At 60.3% G+C, this 16,969-nt stretch carries 12 protein-coding genes, 1 pseudogene and 1 riboswitch; of the genes and pseudogenes, 6 read left to right on the forward strand and 7 right to left on the reverse strand.

The window, feature by feature from the left end:
* Nucleotide 1 precedes the first annotated feature (1 nt).
* The gene (locus AC2CGW_RS18615) at nt 2-1,192 is read left to right on the forward strand and encodes an SGNH/GDSL hydrolase family protein (RefSeq protein ID WP_186720305.1); all 1,191 of its coding nucleotides are present in this window, start codon (nt 2-4) and stop codon (nt 1,190-1,192) included.
* Nucleotides 1,193-1,243: 51 nt separating this feature from the next.
* On the opposite strand, the gene ribB is transcribed toward AC2CGW_RS18615, so the two are convergent.
* Nucleotides 1,244-1,894, reverse strand: a complete 651-nt coding sequence (gene ribB, locus AC2CGW_RS18620) for a 3,4-dihydroxy-2-butanone-4-phosphate synthase (RefSeq protein ID WP_186669198.1) — start codon at nt 1,892-1,894, stop codon at nt 1,244-1,246.
* A gap of 79 nt (nt 1,895-1,973) precedes the next feature.
* A riboswitch (FMN riboswitch) is annotated at nt 1,974-2,115 on the reverse strand.
* Nucleotides 2,116-2,404: 289 nt separating this feature from the next.
* A complete protein-coding gene (locus AC2CGW_RS18625; protein WP_346655462.1) occupies nt 2,405-2,596 on the reverse strand; it encodes a DUF3077 domain-containing protein in 192 nt (63 codons plus the stop codon).
* Here AC2CGW_RS18625 and AC2CGW_RS18630 point away from each other — a divergent pair.
* Nucleotides 2,561-3,529, forward strand: a complete 969-nt coding sequence (locus tag AC2CGW_RS18630; RefSeq protein WP_346655463.1) for an aspartate aminotransferase family protein — start codon at nt 2,561-2,563, stop codon at nt 3,527-3,529. The genes AC2CGW_RS18625 and AC2CGW_RS18630 overlap by 36 nt on opposite strands.
* 585 nt (nt 3,530-4,114) lie before the next feature.
* Here AC2CGW_RS18630 and AC2CGW_RS18635 read toward each other — a convergent pair.
* The 5 genes from AC2CGW_RS18635 to AC2CGW_RS18655 form a co-directional block, all read right to left on the reverse strand.
* Nucleotides 4,115-4,762, reverse strand: a complete 648-nt coding sequence (locus tag AC2CGW_RS18635; RefSeq protein ID WP_186669201.1) for a response regulator — start codon at nt 4,760-4,762, stop codon at nt 4,115-4,117.
* A 31-nt stretch (nt 4,763-4,793) separates the two neighbouring features.
* A complete protein-coding gene (locus AC2CGW_RS18640; RefSeq protein ID WP_484574421.1) occupies nt 4,794-7,697 on the reverse strand; it encodes a hybrid sensor histidine kinase/response regulator in 2,904 nt (967 codons plus the stop codon).
* A 116-nt stretch (nt 7,698-7,813) separates the two neighbouring features.
* Nucleotides 7,814-9,013, reverse strand: coding sequence for a response regulator cyclic di-GMP phosphodiesterase PvrR (pvrR, locus tag AC2CGW_RS18645; protein WP_186669205.1), 1,200 nt, complete (start codon nt 9,011-9,013; stop codon nt 7,814-7,816).
* Nucleotides 9,010-11,832 carry an ATP-binding protein gene (locus tag AC2CGW_RS18650; protein WP_186720310.1) on the reverse strand — a complete coding sequence of 941 codons (2,823 nt, stop codon included), beginning with the start codon at nt 11,830-11,832 and terminating at the stop codon, nt 9,010-9,012. The genes pvrR and AC2CGW_RS18650 overlap by 4 nt, the downstream gene beginning before the upstream one ends.
* A 111-nt stretch (nt 11,833-11,943) precedes the next feature.
* Entirely contained in the window at nt 11,944-12,288 is a 345-nt protein-coding gene (locus AC2CGW_RS18655) for a hypothetical protein (RefSeq protein ID WP_186669209.1), read from the reverse strand.
* A 187-nt stretch (nt 12,289-12,475) separates the two neighbouring features.
* Between AC2CGW_RS18655 and AC2CGW_RS18660 the strand changes: the two are divergent.
* The 4 genes and pseudogenes from AC2CGW_RS18660 to AC2CGW_RS18675 form a co-directional block, all read left to right on the forward strand.
* A pseudogene (locus AC2CGW_RS18660) lies at nt 12,476-12,627 on the forward strand (IS5/IS1182 family transposase); the annotation flags it as partial.
* Nucleotides 12,628-12,991: 364 nt separating this feature from the next.
* Nucleotides 12,992-13,573, forward strand: coding sequence for a fimbrial protein (locus AC2CGW_RS18665; RefSeq protein WP_186669210.1), 582 nt, complete (start codon nt 12,992-12,994; stop codon nt 13,571-13,573).
* 61 nt (nt 13,574-13,634) lie between these two features.
* Complete coding sequence (locus AC2CGW_RS18670) at nt 13,635-14,336, forward strand: fimbrial biogenesis chaperone (RefSeq protein ID WP_186669211.1); 702 nt, start codon at nt 13,635-13,637, stop codon at nt 14,334-14,336.
* 42 nt (nt 14,337-14,378) lie between these two features.
* Nucleotides 14,379-16,964 carry a fimbria/pilus outer membrane usher protein gene (locus AC2CGW_RS18675; RefSeq protein WP_238343327.1) on the forward strand — a complete coding sequence of 862 codons (2,586 nt, stop codon included), beginning with the start codon at nt 14,379-14,381 and terminating at the stop codon, nt 16,962-16,964.
* The last annotated feature ends 5 nt before the right edge of the window (nt 16,965-16,969 follow it).

The following is a 16,969-nucleotide window of genomic DNA, read 5'->3' on the forward strand; positions in this document are numbered from 1 at the left end:
GATGCGCCTATGGCATCACCTGCTGGGCGTGGCGCTGCTGATCAGCGCCTTGCCCGCGTGCAGCACCGGCGCCAGCGCGCCACCCCAGCCTGCGGCCAAGCCCGCCGTTGTCGCCAAGGGGCGCGACGACGGCAACCTCGCGCTCCTCGCCGGCAAGTTCCGCAACGCCGGCCGTGCGCCCATTTCCATCGTTCAGCTGGGTGATTCGCACACCGCTGCCGACCTGTTCAGCGGTGAGCTGCGCAAGCTGCTGCAGGCCCGCTATGGCGACGGTGGCATTGGCCTGGTGCCGGCTTCGCCGGTGCCGGGAATTCGCAACGACCGGGTCATCGTCACCAGCGAACGGCGCCAGTGGGAGCTGGTTTCTGCGCGCAACCAGCAGAGCAGCCAGTTTCCGTTGGGTGGCTACCTGTCGCTGCCGGTGGTCGATCGCCCTGGCGTGAAGATCCAGGCCCGCGACCCCGACGAACAACGCTACCGGATCTCGGCGCTGTACCAGGCAACGCGCAACAGCACGCTGGTGGCCAATGGCAGCCAGCGCCGCATGTTGCCGGCTACCAATGGTGAGTGGCGCTTCAGCCCGGCCTTCATCAATCTTGGGCTGCCGTTGCAACTGAGCGTGGAAGGCGCCCAGGGCGTGGCGCTGGGCGGCTGGTATATCCAGGGGCAGAAGAACGCCGGGGTCACCTATTCATCGTTGGGTATCAACGGTGCACGGCTGGAGGTGGTGGACAAGTGGCAAGCGGGTTGGCAGGGCACGCTCAAGGCGTTGCGGCCTGACCTGGTGATCCTCGCCTACGGCACCAACGAAGCCTTCGATGACAAGCTCGACCTGGCGCTGTACCAGTCGCAGCTGGACGCCACCCTGGCCCGCTTGCGCCAGGAAATGCCCAAGGCGGCCATCCTGCTGGTCGGGCCGCCCGATTCGATCAAGCAGCGCAAGGCCGCCAGTTGCGCGGCGCGCCAGCCGCAGCCGCTGGCGAGCGTGATCCGCATCCAGCGCCAGGCGGCGCAGAAGTACAAGGCGCTGTTCTGGGATTGGCAGGCAGAGATGGGCGGGCCGTGCTCGATCGCCGCCTGGCAGGCCAGCGGCCTGGGGCGGCCTGACCTGGTGCACCTGACCGCCGATGGCTATCGCAAGAGTGCGGCAATGTTATACGCCTACCTCAAGGGGCAGTTGGGGCTGCGCTGAGCGCCGCCCTTAAAGATACAGCGCGGCTCCTGCAAGGGGCCGCGCTGCAGGTCAGGCGGGCTGCGCCTCAAGTTCGAGCATCGCTTGGCGATAGCGTGCCAGCTCCTCGATGGTCACCACCGGCAGGTTGTACTGGCGCGCATACACCGCCACCTGTTCGCCCCGGGCCATGCTGCCGTCGGGGTTCATCAGCTCGCACAGCACCGCCGCTGGCCGCAACCCGGCCAGGCGCGCCAGGTCCACCGAGCCTTCAGTATGGCCGCGGCGGGTCAGCACGCCACCATCACGCGCACGCAACGGGAACACATGGCCAGGGCTGACGATATGACGCTGCTCGGCGGTCGAGCGCAGTGCGGCTTCGATGGTGGTGATCCGGTCCTGGGCCGACACGCCGGTGCTCACGCCCTCGGCCGCCTCGATGGTGACGGTGAAGCCGGTGCCGTGGCGGGCCTGGTTGTTCTGCACCATGGGTGCGAGCTGCAGGGCATCGACCGTGGCTTCATCCAGGCACAGGCAGACGATGCCGCTGCAATCGCGAATCATCATGGCCATGGTCTGCAGCGACAGGTTTTCGGCAGCGGCGACGATATCGGCTTCGTCCTCGCGATCGTCGTCGTCGAGCAGCAGTACGGGGCGCCCGGCCTGGAAGGCGGCGATGGCGGCGGTGACGTTGGGGAATTTCGAGTGGTGCAAGGTGGACATGAAACGCTCCTCGTGAATGATCGATGAACGTCTCGGGGCGAACAAAATGCGCGCGCAAGGGCGCCCGATGGCCCCGCGCTTGCGCCTTCTTTCATCCGGACTATGACCGTCGGCTCTGGAGTCTCACCAGATCTGCTGACCCCCGGCATGGCCGGGGCGCTCGCGGGCTCATCTTTCGATTTACCGCCGGTGGGGACTTTCACCCCGCCCTGAAGACCGGCGGAGCATACCGCAAACCGACCGTTTGTTGGCAAGCCCTGCTTAAGTCGATGCCCGCCTTGCCCTTAATCCTTGTAGGAGCAACTGTCTTGCTCAAAAAATCTGAGGCCTGCCCAATCCCCTGTGGGAGCGGGCTTGTCCCGCGATCGGGCGCGAAGCGGCCGCAATCCAAGCGACCATCTTTTCCTGAAAAACCTCGGGGCCTGGTTTTACGGCCGCTGCGCGCCCGATCGCGGGACAAGCCCGCTCCCACAGGGATTAGGCCGGTCTTTGGGTTTTGAGCAAGACAGTTCAGTGCAGCCTGCCGCGCTCGACATCCGTCATCAGTGCTTTGGCAAAGGCGCTCAGGTAGTCGGCGGCGGTCAGCAGCCGGGCGTCCTGCTCCATCAACCCTTCGTGCAGCAGGTGGCGGATGCAGGCGATCAGGTTCATCACTTCGTCGTAGGCGTGTTCGGCGGGGATGCCGGGCAGGATGCGGAACATGTCCACAGGCGGGTTGCCGGACTCGTGGAAAGTTTCCAGGCCAGCAGTCAGGAGAGGTGGGTCGGGGAGACCGCGATCAAGGCCGCGCGTCGCTGGGGTTATCGGGTCAAGGGCATCGCCCGTGACAAGGCGCGTATCGTCACCGCCACCGACAACTTCCATGGTCGCACCACTACCATCGTCGGGTTCTCCACCGAGCCGCAGTACAAGGATGGCTTCGGCCCGTTCAGCGACGGTTTTGACACTGCGACCTTCGGCGATATCGACAGCTTCCGTGCCGCCATCGGCCCGAATACCTGCGCCGTGCTGATCGAGCCGATCCAGGGCGAGGCCGGCATTCGCGTGCCGCCACAGGGCTTCCTGCGTCAGTTGCGCGAGCTGTGCGACGCCACCCACACCCTGCTGATTCTTGACGAGATCCAGTCCGGCCTTGGGCGGACCGGCAAGACCTTCGCTTTCGAGCACGAGGGCATTCGCCCGGATGGCCTGATCGTCGGCAAGGCGCTGGGCGGCGGGATCCTGCCGGTCTCGGCGTTCATCGCCGACCATGCGCTGATGGACCTGTTCGATGCCGGCAGCCATGGTTCGACCTTTGGCGGCAACCCGCTGGCGGCAGCGGTGGGCCTGGAGGCGCTGCGCGTGCTGCAAGACGAGCAACTGGCGCAGAACAGTGCCGAGCTCGGCGCCTACCTGCAACAGCGCCTGCGTGAGATGGCGGTGCCGTTCGTGCGTGATATTCGTGGCCGTGGGCTGTGGGTCGGGATCGAGCTGGACCGCCCGGCGCGGCCATACTGCGAGGCGCTGATGGCGCTGGGCGTGCTGGCCAAGGAAACCCACGAGACCGTGCTGCGCATCGCACCGCCGCTGTGCATCAGCCGCGATGAGCTGGACTGGGGGCTGGAGCGGATTGCCCAGGTGCTGGTTGATTGCTAGCCGAGTGGCTTGGACCGCGGTGTTCTTCTCGCGGGCAAGCCCGCCCCCACGATCTTGCTATTGATCCTGATTCGGCTGTTTCCCTGTGCGCGGCCCTGTTCCCGATCACTTAATCGGCTGCGCTACCGCCAGTCAGTTTGAGCGTGCTCAAGGCCGCAACGCCGCTGTGGGCTGAAGTTGGAGTTCGATATGTCGAGAATACGCAAGTCAATCTGCGTTTCATTGACCGTGTCCCGGCAGGCGACAGCGTGACCTTGAGCGCTATCCTTTTAAGGGTTGGGGCTGCGCTTGCACGATCTCGATCAAGGCCCTGCGGTCCTGGATATGCGACTGTATGACGCCTCGAGCTTCACTGTCGCAGAATCAGGCGTGCGGCTAACTCGGGCAGTGCGGGTTGTCATGGTAAGTGATCAATCTCCTGCATTTGGACGCTATCAGCCCCATGTGCAGCCGATCATCGATTATCTCTGAAGGTTCTCGCTCAGCGCTATTGCGTTATTGCGGCGTACCGCAAAGACCATTGCCTGCGCTGTTCTAGGTGTCATGTGTCGGCCGTCAGGTACGAAGCCCGCTTACTGGGCGTTGTCAGGAAAACTGACGAGTTTCTATGCAGTAGGCCATCAGCTCTTGATCACTGTCGATCTCCAGCTTGCGCATGGCCGACACTTTTTGTGCACTCACCGTCTTGTTGCTGCGGCACAGTTGCCGCGCAATGTCACTCACCGACAAGCCAGTCACGAACAGGCGCAGCACCTCCATTTCACGAGGCGAGAGACTTTGAAAGCGATCCTCTACCTGGCCGGGGCGGACCAGCACCGAGCGCGCCTCGGGTTTAGGGCTGGTGTAGCGACGCTGCGAACTCAGAGCGGTCAACGCCTTCTCGATCTCTTGATGCAGGTGGTTTTTCTGGATCACGCCGACAACCCCCAGTTCCTGCAGGCGTGACAGGATCAGGCTGTTGGAAATCATCGTCAGCACCAGGACCTGCGTCTGTGGGAAATTGCGCAGCACGTACTCGATCAACTTCAGGCCATCGCCATAGGTGGCATCGCCGGGCATGTTGAAGTCGGTGATAAGCAGCTGCGGGTTGTGCTTGCGCAGCTGCTCGATCAACTCACTGGAGCTGACCGCCTCGCCTACTACGGTGTAGCGCCCATCGCGCTGGATGATTTCGCGCACGCCGAGTAGCACTATGGGATGGTCATCGGCGATGACGATCTTCAATTGAGACATTGGTGGAATCTCTTGCAGTAGATGGTAGGCATCATTGAGTTTGCTCGGCCAAAGATTGCGCCAATGCCGCGAGGCGGGCGCAGAGGGCTCTGATCTGTACGATCAGCGGCGCGTCGAGCGGACCCGCATGCAACGCTTCTTCCAGTTGCTGGCAGAGGTGGTGGAGTGCCTGTGCGTGCACACTGGCCAGAGCTCCACTCATGCTGTGCAGGCGTTGACGCACGACAAGTGCATCTGACGCCTGAAGCCCTTGCTCGATCTGAGAAATGTCCGCCACCAGCGTCTGAGCCATCAGCTCACGCATGGCAGGCGACAGCTCGATCCAGCCTTCCTGATCGTCCTTTGCCGACGGCGCCAAAGGCTGCAACTGCTGGCTATTGGCTTTACGGCAGTGCGACATCAGGGCTTGGCGGAGCATGCCCAGGCTCAGCGGTTTGACCACCCAGGCGCTCATGCCCATGGCCAGGCAATGCTCGCCTTCTTCACGTAGGGCGTTGGCGGTAACGCCGATGATCGGTATATCCACGCCCTGCACGCGCAGGGCTTGCGCCAGCTCATAACCGTTGAGACGTGGCATGTTGATGTCGGTGATGACCAGGTCGAATGTCTGGGTATGCCACAGTTTCAGTGCGTGTTGACCGTCGTTGGCAACCGTCGGGTGGGCACCCAGCGCTTCGAGCTGCTCGCGCAGCACCGCTTGGCTGACCGGATTGTCCTCTGCAACCAGTACGCGCACGTTCAGGCAGGGCTCATCCAGGCATGTAGGCAGCAGTGAGGTCGGCGGTGGCGGTGGCGCAGTGTGAACGATAGGCAGGGTGATCAGCAGAGAGAAGCTGCTGCCCAGCCCGGGCTCGCTCACAACCCGCATGCTCCCGCCCATGAGTTCGCTCAACTTTTTGCAGATCGACAGACCCAACCCTGCACCATTGCCATCCTGGCCGGGCGCGACCTGATAGAACGGTTTGAACAGTTGCTCAATCGCTTGCTCCCTGATGCCGACGCCGGTATCGGTGACCTGCCATTGCAGCGAGACGCAGTCGGCGTTGCGCGATTGCACAGTCAGACGCAGGCGAACACGGCCCGAGTCGGTAAACTTGATGGCGTTGCCCAACAGGTTGTGCAGTATCTGCCGCAGCCGCCCGGCATCACCCAGGATCTGCTTGGGGATCTGCGGATCTATCTCCGCTTCGATATCCAGGCCTTTGTTGCGTGCGGTTGCGCTGAAGGCAACCACTGCATCCTCCACCAGTTGAGCGGGGTCAAACGGCGCCTCCTCAACCGGCATCTGGCCCGATTCGATCTTGGATACGTCCAGTACGTTGCTGATCAGTTGGAACAGCACCGTTGACGAGCCCTGGATGACTTCCAGGTAGTGGCGTTGACGCTCGGTCATATCAGTCAGCGAGAGCAGTTCCAGATTGCCCAGCACGCCATAAAGCGGCGTGCGGATTTCGTGACTCATGGTCGCCAGGAACACGGTCTTGGCTTCGTTGGCGGCAGTGGCGCGGCGGTGTGCCTGGTTCAGCATCAAGGTCTCGTCTACATGCCGTGTGATGTCATTGCAGCCACACAGGAACACGTCCTGGCCCTCGTAGCGGGCGGCCACGACCACGACCTGAACATAGCGACCGTCGACCAGCAGGCAGGTCTCCCCGGGCGCCTGATCGCCATCATGGCTTTCCAGCAATTGGAGGACGGCTGGGGTGGCAGCCAACTGCGCAGCGCGCTGGTTTTCCAGCAGCAGCTTGCGGTCACTGCGACGCAGAACACACAAACCAACGGGTGCGTTGTGCAGCATCAGGCGGTTGAATGACTCGTTCTCGAACAGGCGTTCTTGCGCCTTTTGAGCTGGTATGACGATACGGGTCTGGTACCAGCGGTTGATCCACAGGCCGACCAGAATCGCCGCAATAAACGTCAGCATCAGCCCCGTCAACGGCCATTTGGCATAGCGCAGAAAGTCCTGATAGCTGATTGCATAAAGGCCGGTCCAGCGCTCCCCGGAGTTCGATATCAACTTGAAACGCAGCCCCTGCTGATTGAAGCTCAGCCCCAAAGGAGCAGTGGTGCCTGGCTCCAGAGCGCCGAGCACTACGTCGTCCTCAGGCGAGATCAGGGTGAACTGGTTGTACACCGGCAATTGCAGCACCCGCTCGAACTCATCGACCTGGGCGGTATCGACGGCGGCGGCTAGGACCAGCAGGCCATTCGCTTTGCCGGCAGGAAGCAGGGCACTGGCAGCGTCCAGGCCGATCATCGCGACAATGCTGCGGTGCTTCTGGTACAGCTGCGAGGGCGCGCGCATCCAGCGCACACGATGATCGTTCAGCAGGGTCTGTGAGGGCAGGATCTGCTGCAGACGGTTGATGACAGAGCTGTATTGCTCTTGCAGCAGCGGCAGATGCTGGCGAGGTGCATCTGCGGCGGGAATTGCCAGGCTGGCTTCGCCGGCCGGGCTGAGAATGAACAGTTGTGGTGAAGAATAGAATGAACTGGCCCAGAACCCGCCAAAGTAGTCGGTCATCTGCACGCCCAAGGCCAGCGCTCGGCCTTCGTCTTCTTTGCTATAGCCTGGGCCATGGGCCAGGGAGAACGGCAACGAAAGGTCGAAACCTTTGGCCTTGAGCAACACCTGATCACCAATAGGCTGAGTCTGGATCACTGAAACGGACTGTACCGAGTGCAGGGGCGGCGAGCTGCTGTAACGGTAGCCGGTAGCTACATTTCGCATAAACGACTCGTGCTCGTGGATGATTTCCACGACCCGAGCGAAATGAAATTCGACGCGCTGTTGTTCGGCCTCCAGCAGCCGCGACACCGCCCAGTAGCAGGTGCTGGACAGAAGTATCAGCAAGCCTGTCATCAGCAACAGAGCTTTGTTCAGGCGTTGGGAACTCAGCGCCAGGGCGTCCAGGTGTAGGCTCGCGTGTTTCATGGGGGTAGGGCTCGGCTAAAGGAAGAAAATAGACCGACGCTAAAGGTGCGCAAATAGCGTCTATCGTCCTTGAACAGTCAGCACTTCCCTGAGCTGAATCGTTTGACCATGAGGTTTCAAATTAGTGCTGGCCGTGGGCCATCTTCCCTTAATAAATTGGCCAAGTCATCTCGCGCGACTGCTGGAGAGATGATAAAACCCTGCACGTGGTCACACTTGATTCGGCGAAGCACTGCCAATTCGGCTTGGGTTTCTGCACCCTCGGCGACCGTGATGAGGCCAAGCTTGCGTCCCAGTTCGGTGATGCTGAGCAAGGCTGACGCCAAGCCGTCGTTTTCGCCGCAGCCTGATACCAGCGAGCGGTCGATCTTGAGCTCCGTGAACGGTGTCGACACCAGATTGAAGTACGAGCTGTACCCCCTGCCGAAGTCGTCCTGAGCGAGGCCGAACCCCATCAGCCGCAAGCGACATGCACCGGCGTAGTAGCTGCTGGACAGTTGGGTGGTAGAGGTCTCGGTGAGCTCGAAGGTGATCTGGCGGGGGTCGGCCTGGTTGATCCGTACCTGGGCCAGCAAGCGGTCGACCAGGTCGGCATGATCGAGCAGGTGGGTCGGCAGATTGATCGATACAGGCAGCGGATGGCCCATGCGCTCCCACTGTGCCTGGGCGCCAAGGGTTTGACCCAGCATGCAGGTGAGCAGCTCGATTTCCAGTTCGGCGTTTTCGATCTCATCGAGAAAAGCGCCGGGCATAAGCAAACCTTCGGCAGGATGTACCCAGCGCGCGAGCGCCTCAGCACCGACGATGCTTCCGTCATGCAGCGACATCTTCGGCTGGAACCACGCTTGGATTTCACCGTTCTCGAGTGCCTTGGCCAAGGTGCTGCGCGAACGGCAGCCTCGCGGTCTGCTGCTGAATGCTCGGGCCTGCTCGGTGAGGTCATCGAGTCGTTCGCGCAAACCGACAACTTCAGCCTCTCGGACCGGTTTGGAGATCAGGCCGGCGACGCGCAGCCCAAGATTCTTGGCGACCTGGCCGGAGCCAACCAGCATGCGTCGCGATGCTGCGGTCATCAATGCCAGGGCAGGGGGACGATGCAGTTGCGCCAGTTGCTGTATCAGTTGCACACCGTCCATATGCGGCATCATCAGGTCAGTCAGCAGCAAGTCATATCGGCTACTTGCCAGGCGCTGCAGTGCAGTGGCGCCATCCCAGGCCAGTTCCACCTCAAAGCCGCCTGCCGCCTGGAAGACAGTCGTCAGGTACTGGTGTTGAAACGGATGGTCCTCGACTATTAGCACGCGATACACGTTCACGACACGCTTCTCTGGTAAGGCTGCAAGCACTGGTACAAGGCGTGCAGCGTGAAGGGTTTGACAAGCAGGTGTGCCATGCCTGCCCCCAGGCAACGCTCTGCCTCATCCAGCATGGCGTTGGCAGTAGCACCGATGATCGGTACGCTGCAGCCCCTTGCGCGCAGCTCTCCGGTGAGTTGATAGCCGTTCATGCGCGGCATGTTGACATCGGTCAGGACGATGTCGAAGTCGGCGTCTTGCCACAGCGCCAGGGCCTCGACACCGTCGCGCGCCAGCACCACGGTGCAGCCTAGTTCCTCGAGTTGGTCGCGCAGAATGAGCTGATTGATCATGTTGTCTTCTGCCACCAGCAGGTGCAGATTCAGCCGGCCTTTCTGAACCGTGACAGGCTTCATCGGCTCGTCTTGCAGTTCTATGCCCAACGCTTGGCCGACGGCACGATTGAGTGCCTGAAGGTTGTTCAGCCCCACGCGCCAGGTGCGCTCGTCGACCTGGACAATGCCGTGTGCATCCTGCGCCACCACGACCCGATTACCATTCCAGTCATCTTTGAGGGTGGTACTGGCCTGACCTGGACACAGCTCGACCAGCGTCGCGCCAGTATCCAGTTGGCTCGTATCCTGGCCTGTCAGCTGTGCCCGTGCCCCCCAGCGTCGCAGCCAGCCCGCAGTGTGCTCAGCCAGTTCCTGCACCTGCGAGTGGACATAGATGCGCTCACTGACCAGTGGCTGAGCCCAGGCGTACTGCGTGTGCGCTGAGACCTGCTCGAGCGGCAGGGTGAACGTGAAGCTGCTGCCCAGGCCCGGTTCGCTGAACACCCTGAGCGAGCCATTCATCAAGTGCACCAGGCGCTTGCAGATGGACAGGCCCAGGCCGGTGCCAGCGACCACATTGGCGGTCGGGCTGCTTTGAAAGAACGGCTCGAACAGCTGTTGTTGATCCTGCGTAGGAATGCCCTTGCCGGTATCGACGACCTGCCACTGCAACATGGCCCGTTCGCCCTCGCGGGACATCAGCAGCAGGCGCACCACAATGCGTCCGGTCTCGGTGAATTTGACTGCGTTGCTCAGCAGGTTGCCGAGAATCTGACGAATCCGGGTGACGTCCCCCAGCACGTGCTCGGGCAGTCGCGGATCAATACAGGCGAACAGCTGCAGGCCTTTGCTCTGGGCCGCTCCGGTATAGTTCTGGATTACGTCCTGAGTCAGCTCCAGCGGCGCAAAAGTCGTGAGCTCCAGTGCCAACTGGCCGGCTTCGATCTTCGACACATCCAACACATCGCAGATCAATTGCAGCAAGGATGCCGAGGAGCCTTCGATCGCGGTGAGGTAGCCGCGCTGCTGTGTGTCCAGCTGAGTCCGGGAAAGCAGTTCGAGCGTTGCCAGCACGCCATACAACGGGGTGCGGATTTCGTGGCTCATCGTTGCCAGGAACAGCGTCTTGGCTTCATTGGCTGCGTCGGCCAGGGTGCGAGCCTGCTGCAAGGCCATTTCGGTGGTTTTGCGTTCGGTGATGTCACTGAATGCACAGATCAGTACATCTTCGCGCTGATAGCGCGTTGGAGCATAGCTCAGGAACAGATGTCGACCGTCCGCCATCTGTAGTTCGTCGGTGCTGCTTCGCTCTGTTTCGGAGCCAAAAGCGCGGTCAATCCATTGATGGCATAGCCGCGTTCGCTCATCGCCCATCCCCAGCCACTGTGTCGATAGTTGATTTTCCAGCACCACCGCGCCATCGCTGCGGCGCAGCACGCACAAGGCCACAGGGGCGACGTGAATCACTGCGCTGCAGAACGCCTCGCTTTCTATCAGGGCGTCAATACGCGCGGCGGCCGGCACGATCAACCGCTGGTTGATCCGCTTGACGCACCAGAGCATGAACACCGTGGCCAGAAGGCAAATAAGAAGCGCCGCCGCAAGCGGTATTGCCAAGCTGGGAAGCAAGGATTTCAGTTGTATGCTGTAGATGATTTGCCAGTTGGAATAGTCCAGATGTTTGCGGATAGTCAGCCTTTCCGGCAACCAGAACCCGCCCTCCCAGCCGAAGCTGGTGGACGTCGGGACGTTATCAGCCCGTCGCGTGCTTGCAGGCGGGAGCGGGGCGTTGCTCAGAATCAGTTGACCATTGGCATCCAGCAACTTGAAGTCACCAGCCTGCTCGTGCTGCAGGGCTTTGATCAGGTTTGGGCCATCGACCTCGAGCCCCAGCCAGCCTGAGGTGGCCTTGCGTTCGTCCATTCTGATGAAGATATACAGCGGTGAATCCAGTCGGCCGGGATCGGTCAGCCAGAGTTCATCTTGAGACGCCTGGATATCGTTGGCCGATCGCACGCGCTCAAGCACCCGCGAGGGCATGCTCTCAGCATGGGTGGCGGCGGTGAACAGGCGTTGCACCTCTGCGCCTGGCGTTTGCGGCACATAGATCAGGTTGACCTCGTTGGTCCGCAAGTAATCGAGCATGCGCCGGGTCAGCCATAGGCTCCAGATTTCATGGTCCTGGCCGAGGATGATATGAATCTCCTCTTCCGGCACATTGTTGGTTTCGGCGGCGGCAAGCGTGGGTTGCCTGACCGTAGACAACCCCAACCCTTTGAGCAGCGTCTGGCGGCTGACGAAGAAACCCTGAGCATCAAAGATCGCTTCGTTCATGTAGCTGCGGCGGGACGATATCTCCTGATTCAGCGTTACACGAAGGTAGCTGTAAGCACCGATGAACACTCCCGCTACAAGGCTGAAGGCGAACAGGCACAGGAGCTTGCGCGCCGCCTGCGGCGTCGAGAGCGAGGAGTGGAGCGTCGGGATCAGGTGGTCAGGTCTCATCGGCGCCAGCCTAGTGCGCGGCTGCCGTGTCCTGAATAGGACGGATCTCAATCTCTAGTCGGCAAGCCTTGGTCAGCGGCTGCTGAGCATGGGGGGATGCTTAGGCATGCTTCAAAGCACTTTCTGGGTAATCACATAGCGGCCTTGTTTGACCGCGCTGCCCGTGGCGTTGATCAGTACATACTCCTGATCCATCTTGGTTGAGGGCTGCGGCAATGGCTGGATGCTGATGTGCTGGGGCGGTGTGCTCGCAGCGGCTTGAACCGTCAAGGTCGAAAACGTCGCATCCTGCGCACATGATTCCCACACCCTGCCTTGGCTGTACGTGGTGACATTGCAGAGTCCAGTCACCACCGCTCCAGTGAAGCGCACAGTGCCATGCAGCGGCGTCCTATCTTCGGCCTGGCTCAATAGGGGCAAAGAGCAGAGCACCGCAGCAACGAAAAATCCTTTCATGTTTGCATTCCAATTTTGAGTGACTAATCGGCTTATCGGCTGGCGGCCAAATAGGGTGAGAGCTGAATCCTTTCACCCGACGAATGGTCCGGCATGCACGATTCCCTGCCGCGAGGATTTTTCCATCAAGTCAGTACAGACCCCCTTAGCGGGGCTGAAATAGCACTCTGATCAACTGCCCGGGCATGGTGCCGCGGCGAATGTGGCCGATGTAGCGGCGCCCGCCACCTGTTGCATGGCTAGGAAAGTTTTATCTGTGCCGAAGCGGGTCATACCGGCGTGGAGAAACGGCCGGCGCATGAAGGGCGACCCGCGATCTGGCAGATTGCGGCTCGTCGCAGGTACGCTGGCAATCATTTCGTGGTGTGGGGGGGCTGTGCACCAGGGGCAGATAACCAAAGCGTTGCATTGGTCATCCAATAAAATCAGCACCTGAACATCGGGCTTTTCTGCATGCCCATGCCGCCCATTTCCGGTTGGTCAGAAACTTCGCTTGGGGTTTCCTAATGCCTGAAGGCCAACTATTTTTCCGTGGAAACCTATTTGCTGAATGGCGCCTCTGCCTCTATTAGTTGGCCTGTGCTGGGCAGATTGGCTTTTGAGATTCGTCTTATGTTGATCACGGGTGAGCTAAGCGATAGTTCAATCCCCTGCTGACAGTATGCGTTGCCAGGGACCTATCACTTATAAAGCGAGGCCTGTCATGTCTGTTCGTTCAATCAAATACTCCGCATTGTCCTGCGCTGCCCTGGTAACTTCTTTCATGCTCACCGCTGCGCAAGCGGCCGATGGTCAAATCGAGTTCACAGGCGTGGTCAATGACAACGCGTGCACAATCAATACTCAAAGTGCTACTCAGTCTGTCGATATGGGTCAAGTGCGTATCGCAGACTTCCCTAATACCGTCGGTGCCCTGGCTGCCAATGGCGGTACACCTTTCAGCATTTCGCTGGAGAACTGCAGCGGGCCGACCCTGCGTAACGCAACCGTGAAGTTCAGCGGTCAGCAAGCCGCCAGCGATGCGACGGTATTGGGCATGGTCGGCAGCAATCAGGTTGCAGGCGTGGGTATTCAGATCGCCGATGCCCGCACCGGTGCCAAGCTGCCGCTCAACACTGAAAGCGCTGCCTACAGCCTGCGCCCAGCCAGCAACACCTTCGACTTCACTGCCTCTTACGTGCGCCTGGTAGCCGACACGGTAGACACCGACGGTGCCGTCACTGCGCGTGGTATTGGCACCGGTCGCGTCAATGCCATTGCCAGCTTCGACATCACTTATCGCTAATTACGCTGAATCACCAGGGTCCACGTGCAGCGTGGATCCTGGGCCAAGGGTGTGACATCAGATGAAATCGAAACTCGCAGGGTTGTTCGCCCTGGTACTTAGCCTTAGCAGCGTGCTGGCGCATGCGGGTGTCAATGTAGGCGCCACGCGGGTCGTCTATCAGGCCAAGCAAAAGGAAGCGAGCCTGTCAGTAACCAACTCTGCTGAAGACAATATTCCTTATCTGATCCAGTCCTGGGTCAGTGAGTACGGTGGCAGTGAGAGCAGCAGCGATGCCTTTCTGATTACGCCTCCATTGTTCCGTCTCGATCCCGGTAGTCAGAACATGCTGCGGATTATGGCCATCGATAAAAGTGTCTTCGCCAGCGATAAAGAAAGTTTGTTTACGGTCAATGTAAAAGCTATTCCCGCAAAGTCCACCGATCCGGCCCATCAGAACGTGCTGCAGATTGCCGTTAAAACCAGTATCAAACTGTTTTATCGCCCTGAGGGGTTGCAAGGCAATTTAGTTGACGCTGTGGCAGGGCTAAAAGCTTCAGCTGGACAGGGCCGTCTGCATATTCAAAACCCGTCTGGCTACCACGTGGTCGTCAGCAAGCTGGTGGTCAATGGCATCGAGCGTAAAGGGCTGCTCGAACTCATCAAGCCAGGCGAAAGTAGGATCGTTGACCTCCCTGTACGCGCAGGCGACACGATTAACCTTACTTACATCAATGAGTACGGCAGCGCAGTCGAAGCACCGGTAAAGACCCTGGTCAATTAATTCATTTGCTTGCATGAGGGATACGCCATGGCAACGGGGCGCATGAGTCAGCGGCTGCGTCACACCCCGGCTGCCTGTCTATCCTTGGTTTTCGTTTGCGCTGGTCCATCCAGTGCGCTGGCTGCCATTGATTTCGATCCCAGCTTTCTGGAAATCGGCGGAGGACGCGGCGGTGAGGCTGTGGTTGCGCAAGTTGGTGCGCTCAGTCAAGGCCAATTGCCCGGAATCTACCAGGTGTCGCTCAGCTTGAACGGCAAGGCGCTGGATGTGCGGGATGTTCAGTTCATCCGCACGCCGGCAGACCAGCCGGCGAGCATCACCGCGTTGTACCCTTGCTTTACCCTGGCTGCGTTGCAGGAGTTGGGCGTCGATACTGACCGTCTTGCGAGCGCCGAAAGTTACGAACATGGGTGTATAGCGTTTTCCGGCAGCTTGGCTGGCGTGACGTATGACTACAACTTCGGCAAACAGCAGTTGCAGTTGCAAGTCCCTCAAGCGTTCATTGGCGAAGTGCCCTTCGAGTTGCGGCGTCGGCGTTGGTCGGACGGTGAGTCTGTGGCGTTCGCCAACTACACGTTCACCGGCAGCGATAACCGCAACGACAACAGCCGCCGGCAAGCAGAATTCGGCAGCCTGCGCAGTGGGATCAATGCCGGTGCATGGCGTCTGCGTAATTTCTCTACGTACCAGAAAAGTACTGGCACGGCAGGCCAGTGGAAGTCGGTGGATACCTATGTCCAGCATGCGCTCGGCGACAGTATGGCCATTGCGACCGTTGGCGAGGGTGCGACCAGCAGTGACTTGTTCGATGCGATTTCCTATCGCGGCGTCAGTGTCGCGACGGACTTGGACATGCTGCCGGATGATGCGCGTAACTTCGCCCCCGTGATCCGCGGGATCGCCAACGGTCGCTCGTTGGTGACGCTGCGTCAACGTGGTTATGTCATTAGCGAGCAGTGGGTGCCGTCTGGCCCGTTTGCGCTGAAAAACCTGTATTCCACACCCAATAATGGTGACATCGAAGTGACCGTGGAGGGGCCCAATGGCGATCGTCAGGTCTACGTTCAATCGTTCTCGTCGGTGCCTTACATGCTGCGCGAAGGGCAGCAGAGCTATGAATTCACCGTGGGCCAGTATCGTTCCGCCAACTCGACGTCCGGCCTGCCAAAACCGACCTTCGCCCAGCTTAGCTACCGCCGCGGCGTGGCCAGCGGCACGACGCTGCTGGCCGGCAGCATCTTGAGCGCTGATTATCGTTCCGCGCTGTTCGGCATCGCGCAGGACATCGCAGGCTTTGGCGCAATTTCTCTTGACGTGACTCAGGCAGCGACGCGTGGTATCGATGCGCGCAGCAGTTCTGGCCAGTCGTATCGCTTTCGCTACTCGAAGTCCGTAGAGGCGACCGACACCAATTTCAGTCTGGTTGGCTACCGTTATTCCACAGCGGGCTATTACAGTTTCAACGAGGCGGTCAACTTGCGTGCCAAATCGCCTGCGACCGCAGTGATTGATGACGAACACTTGCTCGACAGCGCGTTGTTAGCTTCCGAGTACTTTTCCGGGCATATGAAAAGTGCGTTCACCGCCAATATTTCGCAGCAGTTCGGCGCGTATGGCGGAATGTTTGCCAACCTTAGCAAGACCCAGTTCTGGAACCAGACACGCAGTACCACCTCGCTTCAATTGGGCTATAACTTCAGCGTCGGCAGTGCAGCCTATACCCTGAGCCTGGCCCAAGCGCGCGGGGCAGGGCAAACCCAGAACAGTGTATCGATAGGGGTCAGCCTGCCGCTCGGCGGTCCAGGGTCGAGTCGCAGGGTAAGTGCGGGAGCCAGCCGCGACAATGCTGGCAACGCCAACCGCAACCTCAATTTGAGCGACTCGCTGCTTGCCGACAACGCATTGACCTACAACCTGGGCCTGGAGCAGCGCGATACCCAGGGTGACCGCTTGACGGGACATTCGCTGGCCGCGCGCTACAACGCCGCCAATGCCGTTTGGCACGGTGCCTACAGCTCTGATCGGCAAAGCACGCAATTCGACTATGGCGTCGAAGGTGGCCTGGTCGCCACCAGCGATACTGTCATGTTCACCCAGCCATTGGGCGAGACCAACATCATCGTCTCTACGCCGGGCGCCGCTGGCGTTGGCGTTAAGTCGCGCAGCGGCATCCGCACCAATCAGTCCGGCTATACCATCGTGCCGTCAGCTCAGCCTTATCGGGCTAACAAAGTGTCGCTCAACACCGACACCTTGTCTGACACCACTGACATCAGTGATCTGGTCCAAGAAGTCTCGCCTACACGCGGCGCCTTCATCAAGGCGGCTTTCGAAACCCGTAACGGTCGACGTCTGTTGGTCAGGCTGGTGACACCAGACGGTGAGGAAGCGCCGTTTGCGGCCCAGGCCACTCTCAGTGACCAGGCCGGCCATTTGCTCAGTAGCGCCATGATTGCCGACAGCGGCCGGGTATACCTCACGGGGGTGCCGGATGTATCGCAATTGATCGTCGAGGTGGACGGCAAACCTTGGTGTCAAGCGCCTTTGGATCTCGAACACTTCGCGCTCAAGGGCGAAGGCATCGAGCAGATAGCGATCACCTGCGCGCGTTCACCGATGAGCTCCTAAGGATT

The sequence above is a fragment of the Pseudomonas sp. SYWMCR5 genome (genome assembly GCF_057197165.1).

Excerpts from the sequence above, each read along its gene's own strand:
- AC2CGW_RS18650 (WP_186720310.1), bottom strand. The coding sequence starts at position 11,832 with ATGAGACCTGACCACCTGATCCCGACGCTCCACTCCTCGCTCTCGACG.
- AC2CGW_RS18675 (WP_238343327.1), top strand. The coding sequence starts at position 14,379 with ATGAGTCAGCGGCTGCGTCACACCCCGGCTGCCTGTCTATCCTTGGTT.
- AC2CGW_RS18655 (WP_186669209.1), bottom strand. The coding sequence starts at position 12,288 with ATGAAAGGATTTTTCGTTGCTGCGGTGCTCTGCTCTTTGCCCCTATTG.
- AC2CGW_RS18640 (WP_484574421.1), bottom strand. The coding sequence starts at position 7,697 with ATGAAACACGCGAGCCTACACCTGGACGCCCTGGCGCTGAGTTCCCAA.
- ribB (WP_186669198.1), bottom strand. The coding sequence starts at position 1,894 with ATGTCCACCTTGCACCACTCGAAATTCCCCAACGTCACCGCCGCCATC.
- AC2CGW_RS18665 (WP_186669210.1), top strand. The coding sequence starts at position 12,992 with ATGTCTGTTCGTTCAATCAAATACTCCGCATTGTCCTGCGCTGCCCTG.
- AC2CGW_RS18670 (WP_186669211.1), top strand. The coding sequence starts at position 13,635 with ATGAAATCGAAACTCGCAGGGTTGTTCGCCCTGGTACTTAGCCTTAGC.
- AC2CGW_RS18615 (WP_186720305.1), top strand. The coding sequence starts at position 2 with ATGCGCCTATGGCATCACCTGCTGGGCGTGGCGCTGCTGATCAGCGCC.
- AC2CGW_RS18635 (WP_186669201.1), bottom strand. The coding sequence starts at position 4,762 with ATGTCTCAATTGAAGATCGTCATCGCCGATGACCATCCCATAGTGCTA.
- AC2CGW_RS18625 (WP_346655462.1), bottom strand. The coding sequence starts at position 2,596 with ATGTTCCGCATCCTGCCCGGCATCCCCGCCGAACACGCCTACGACGAA.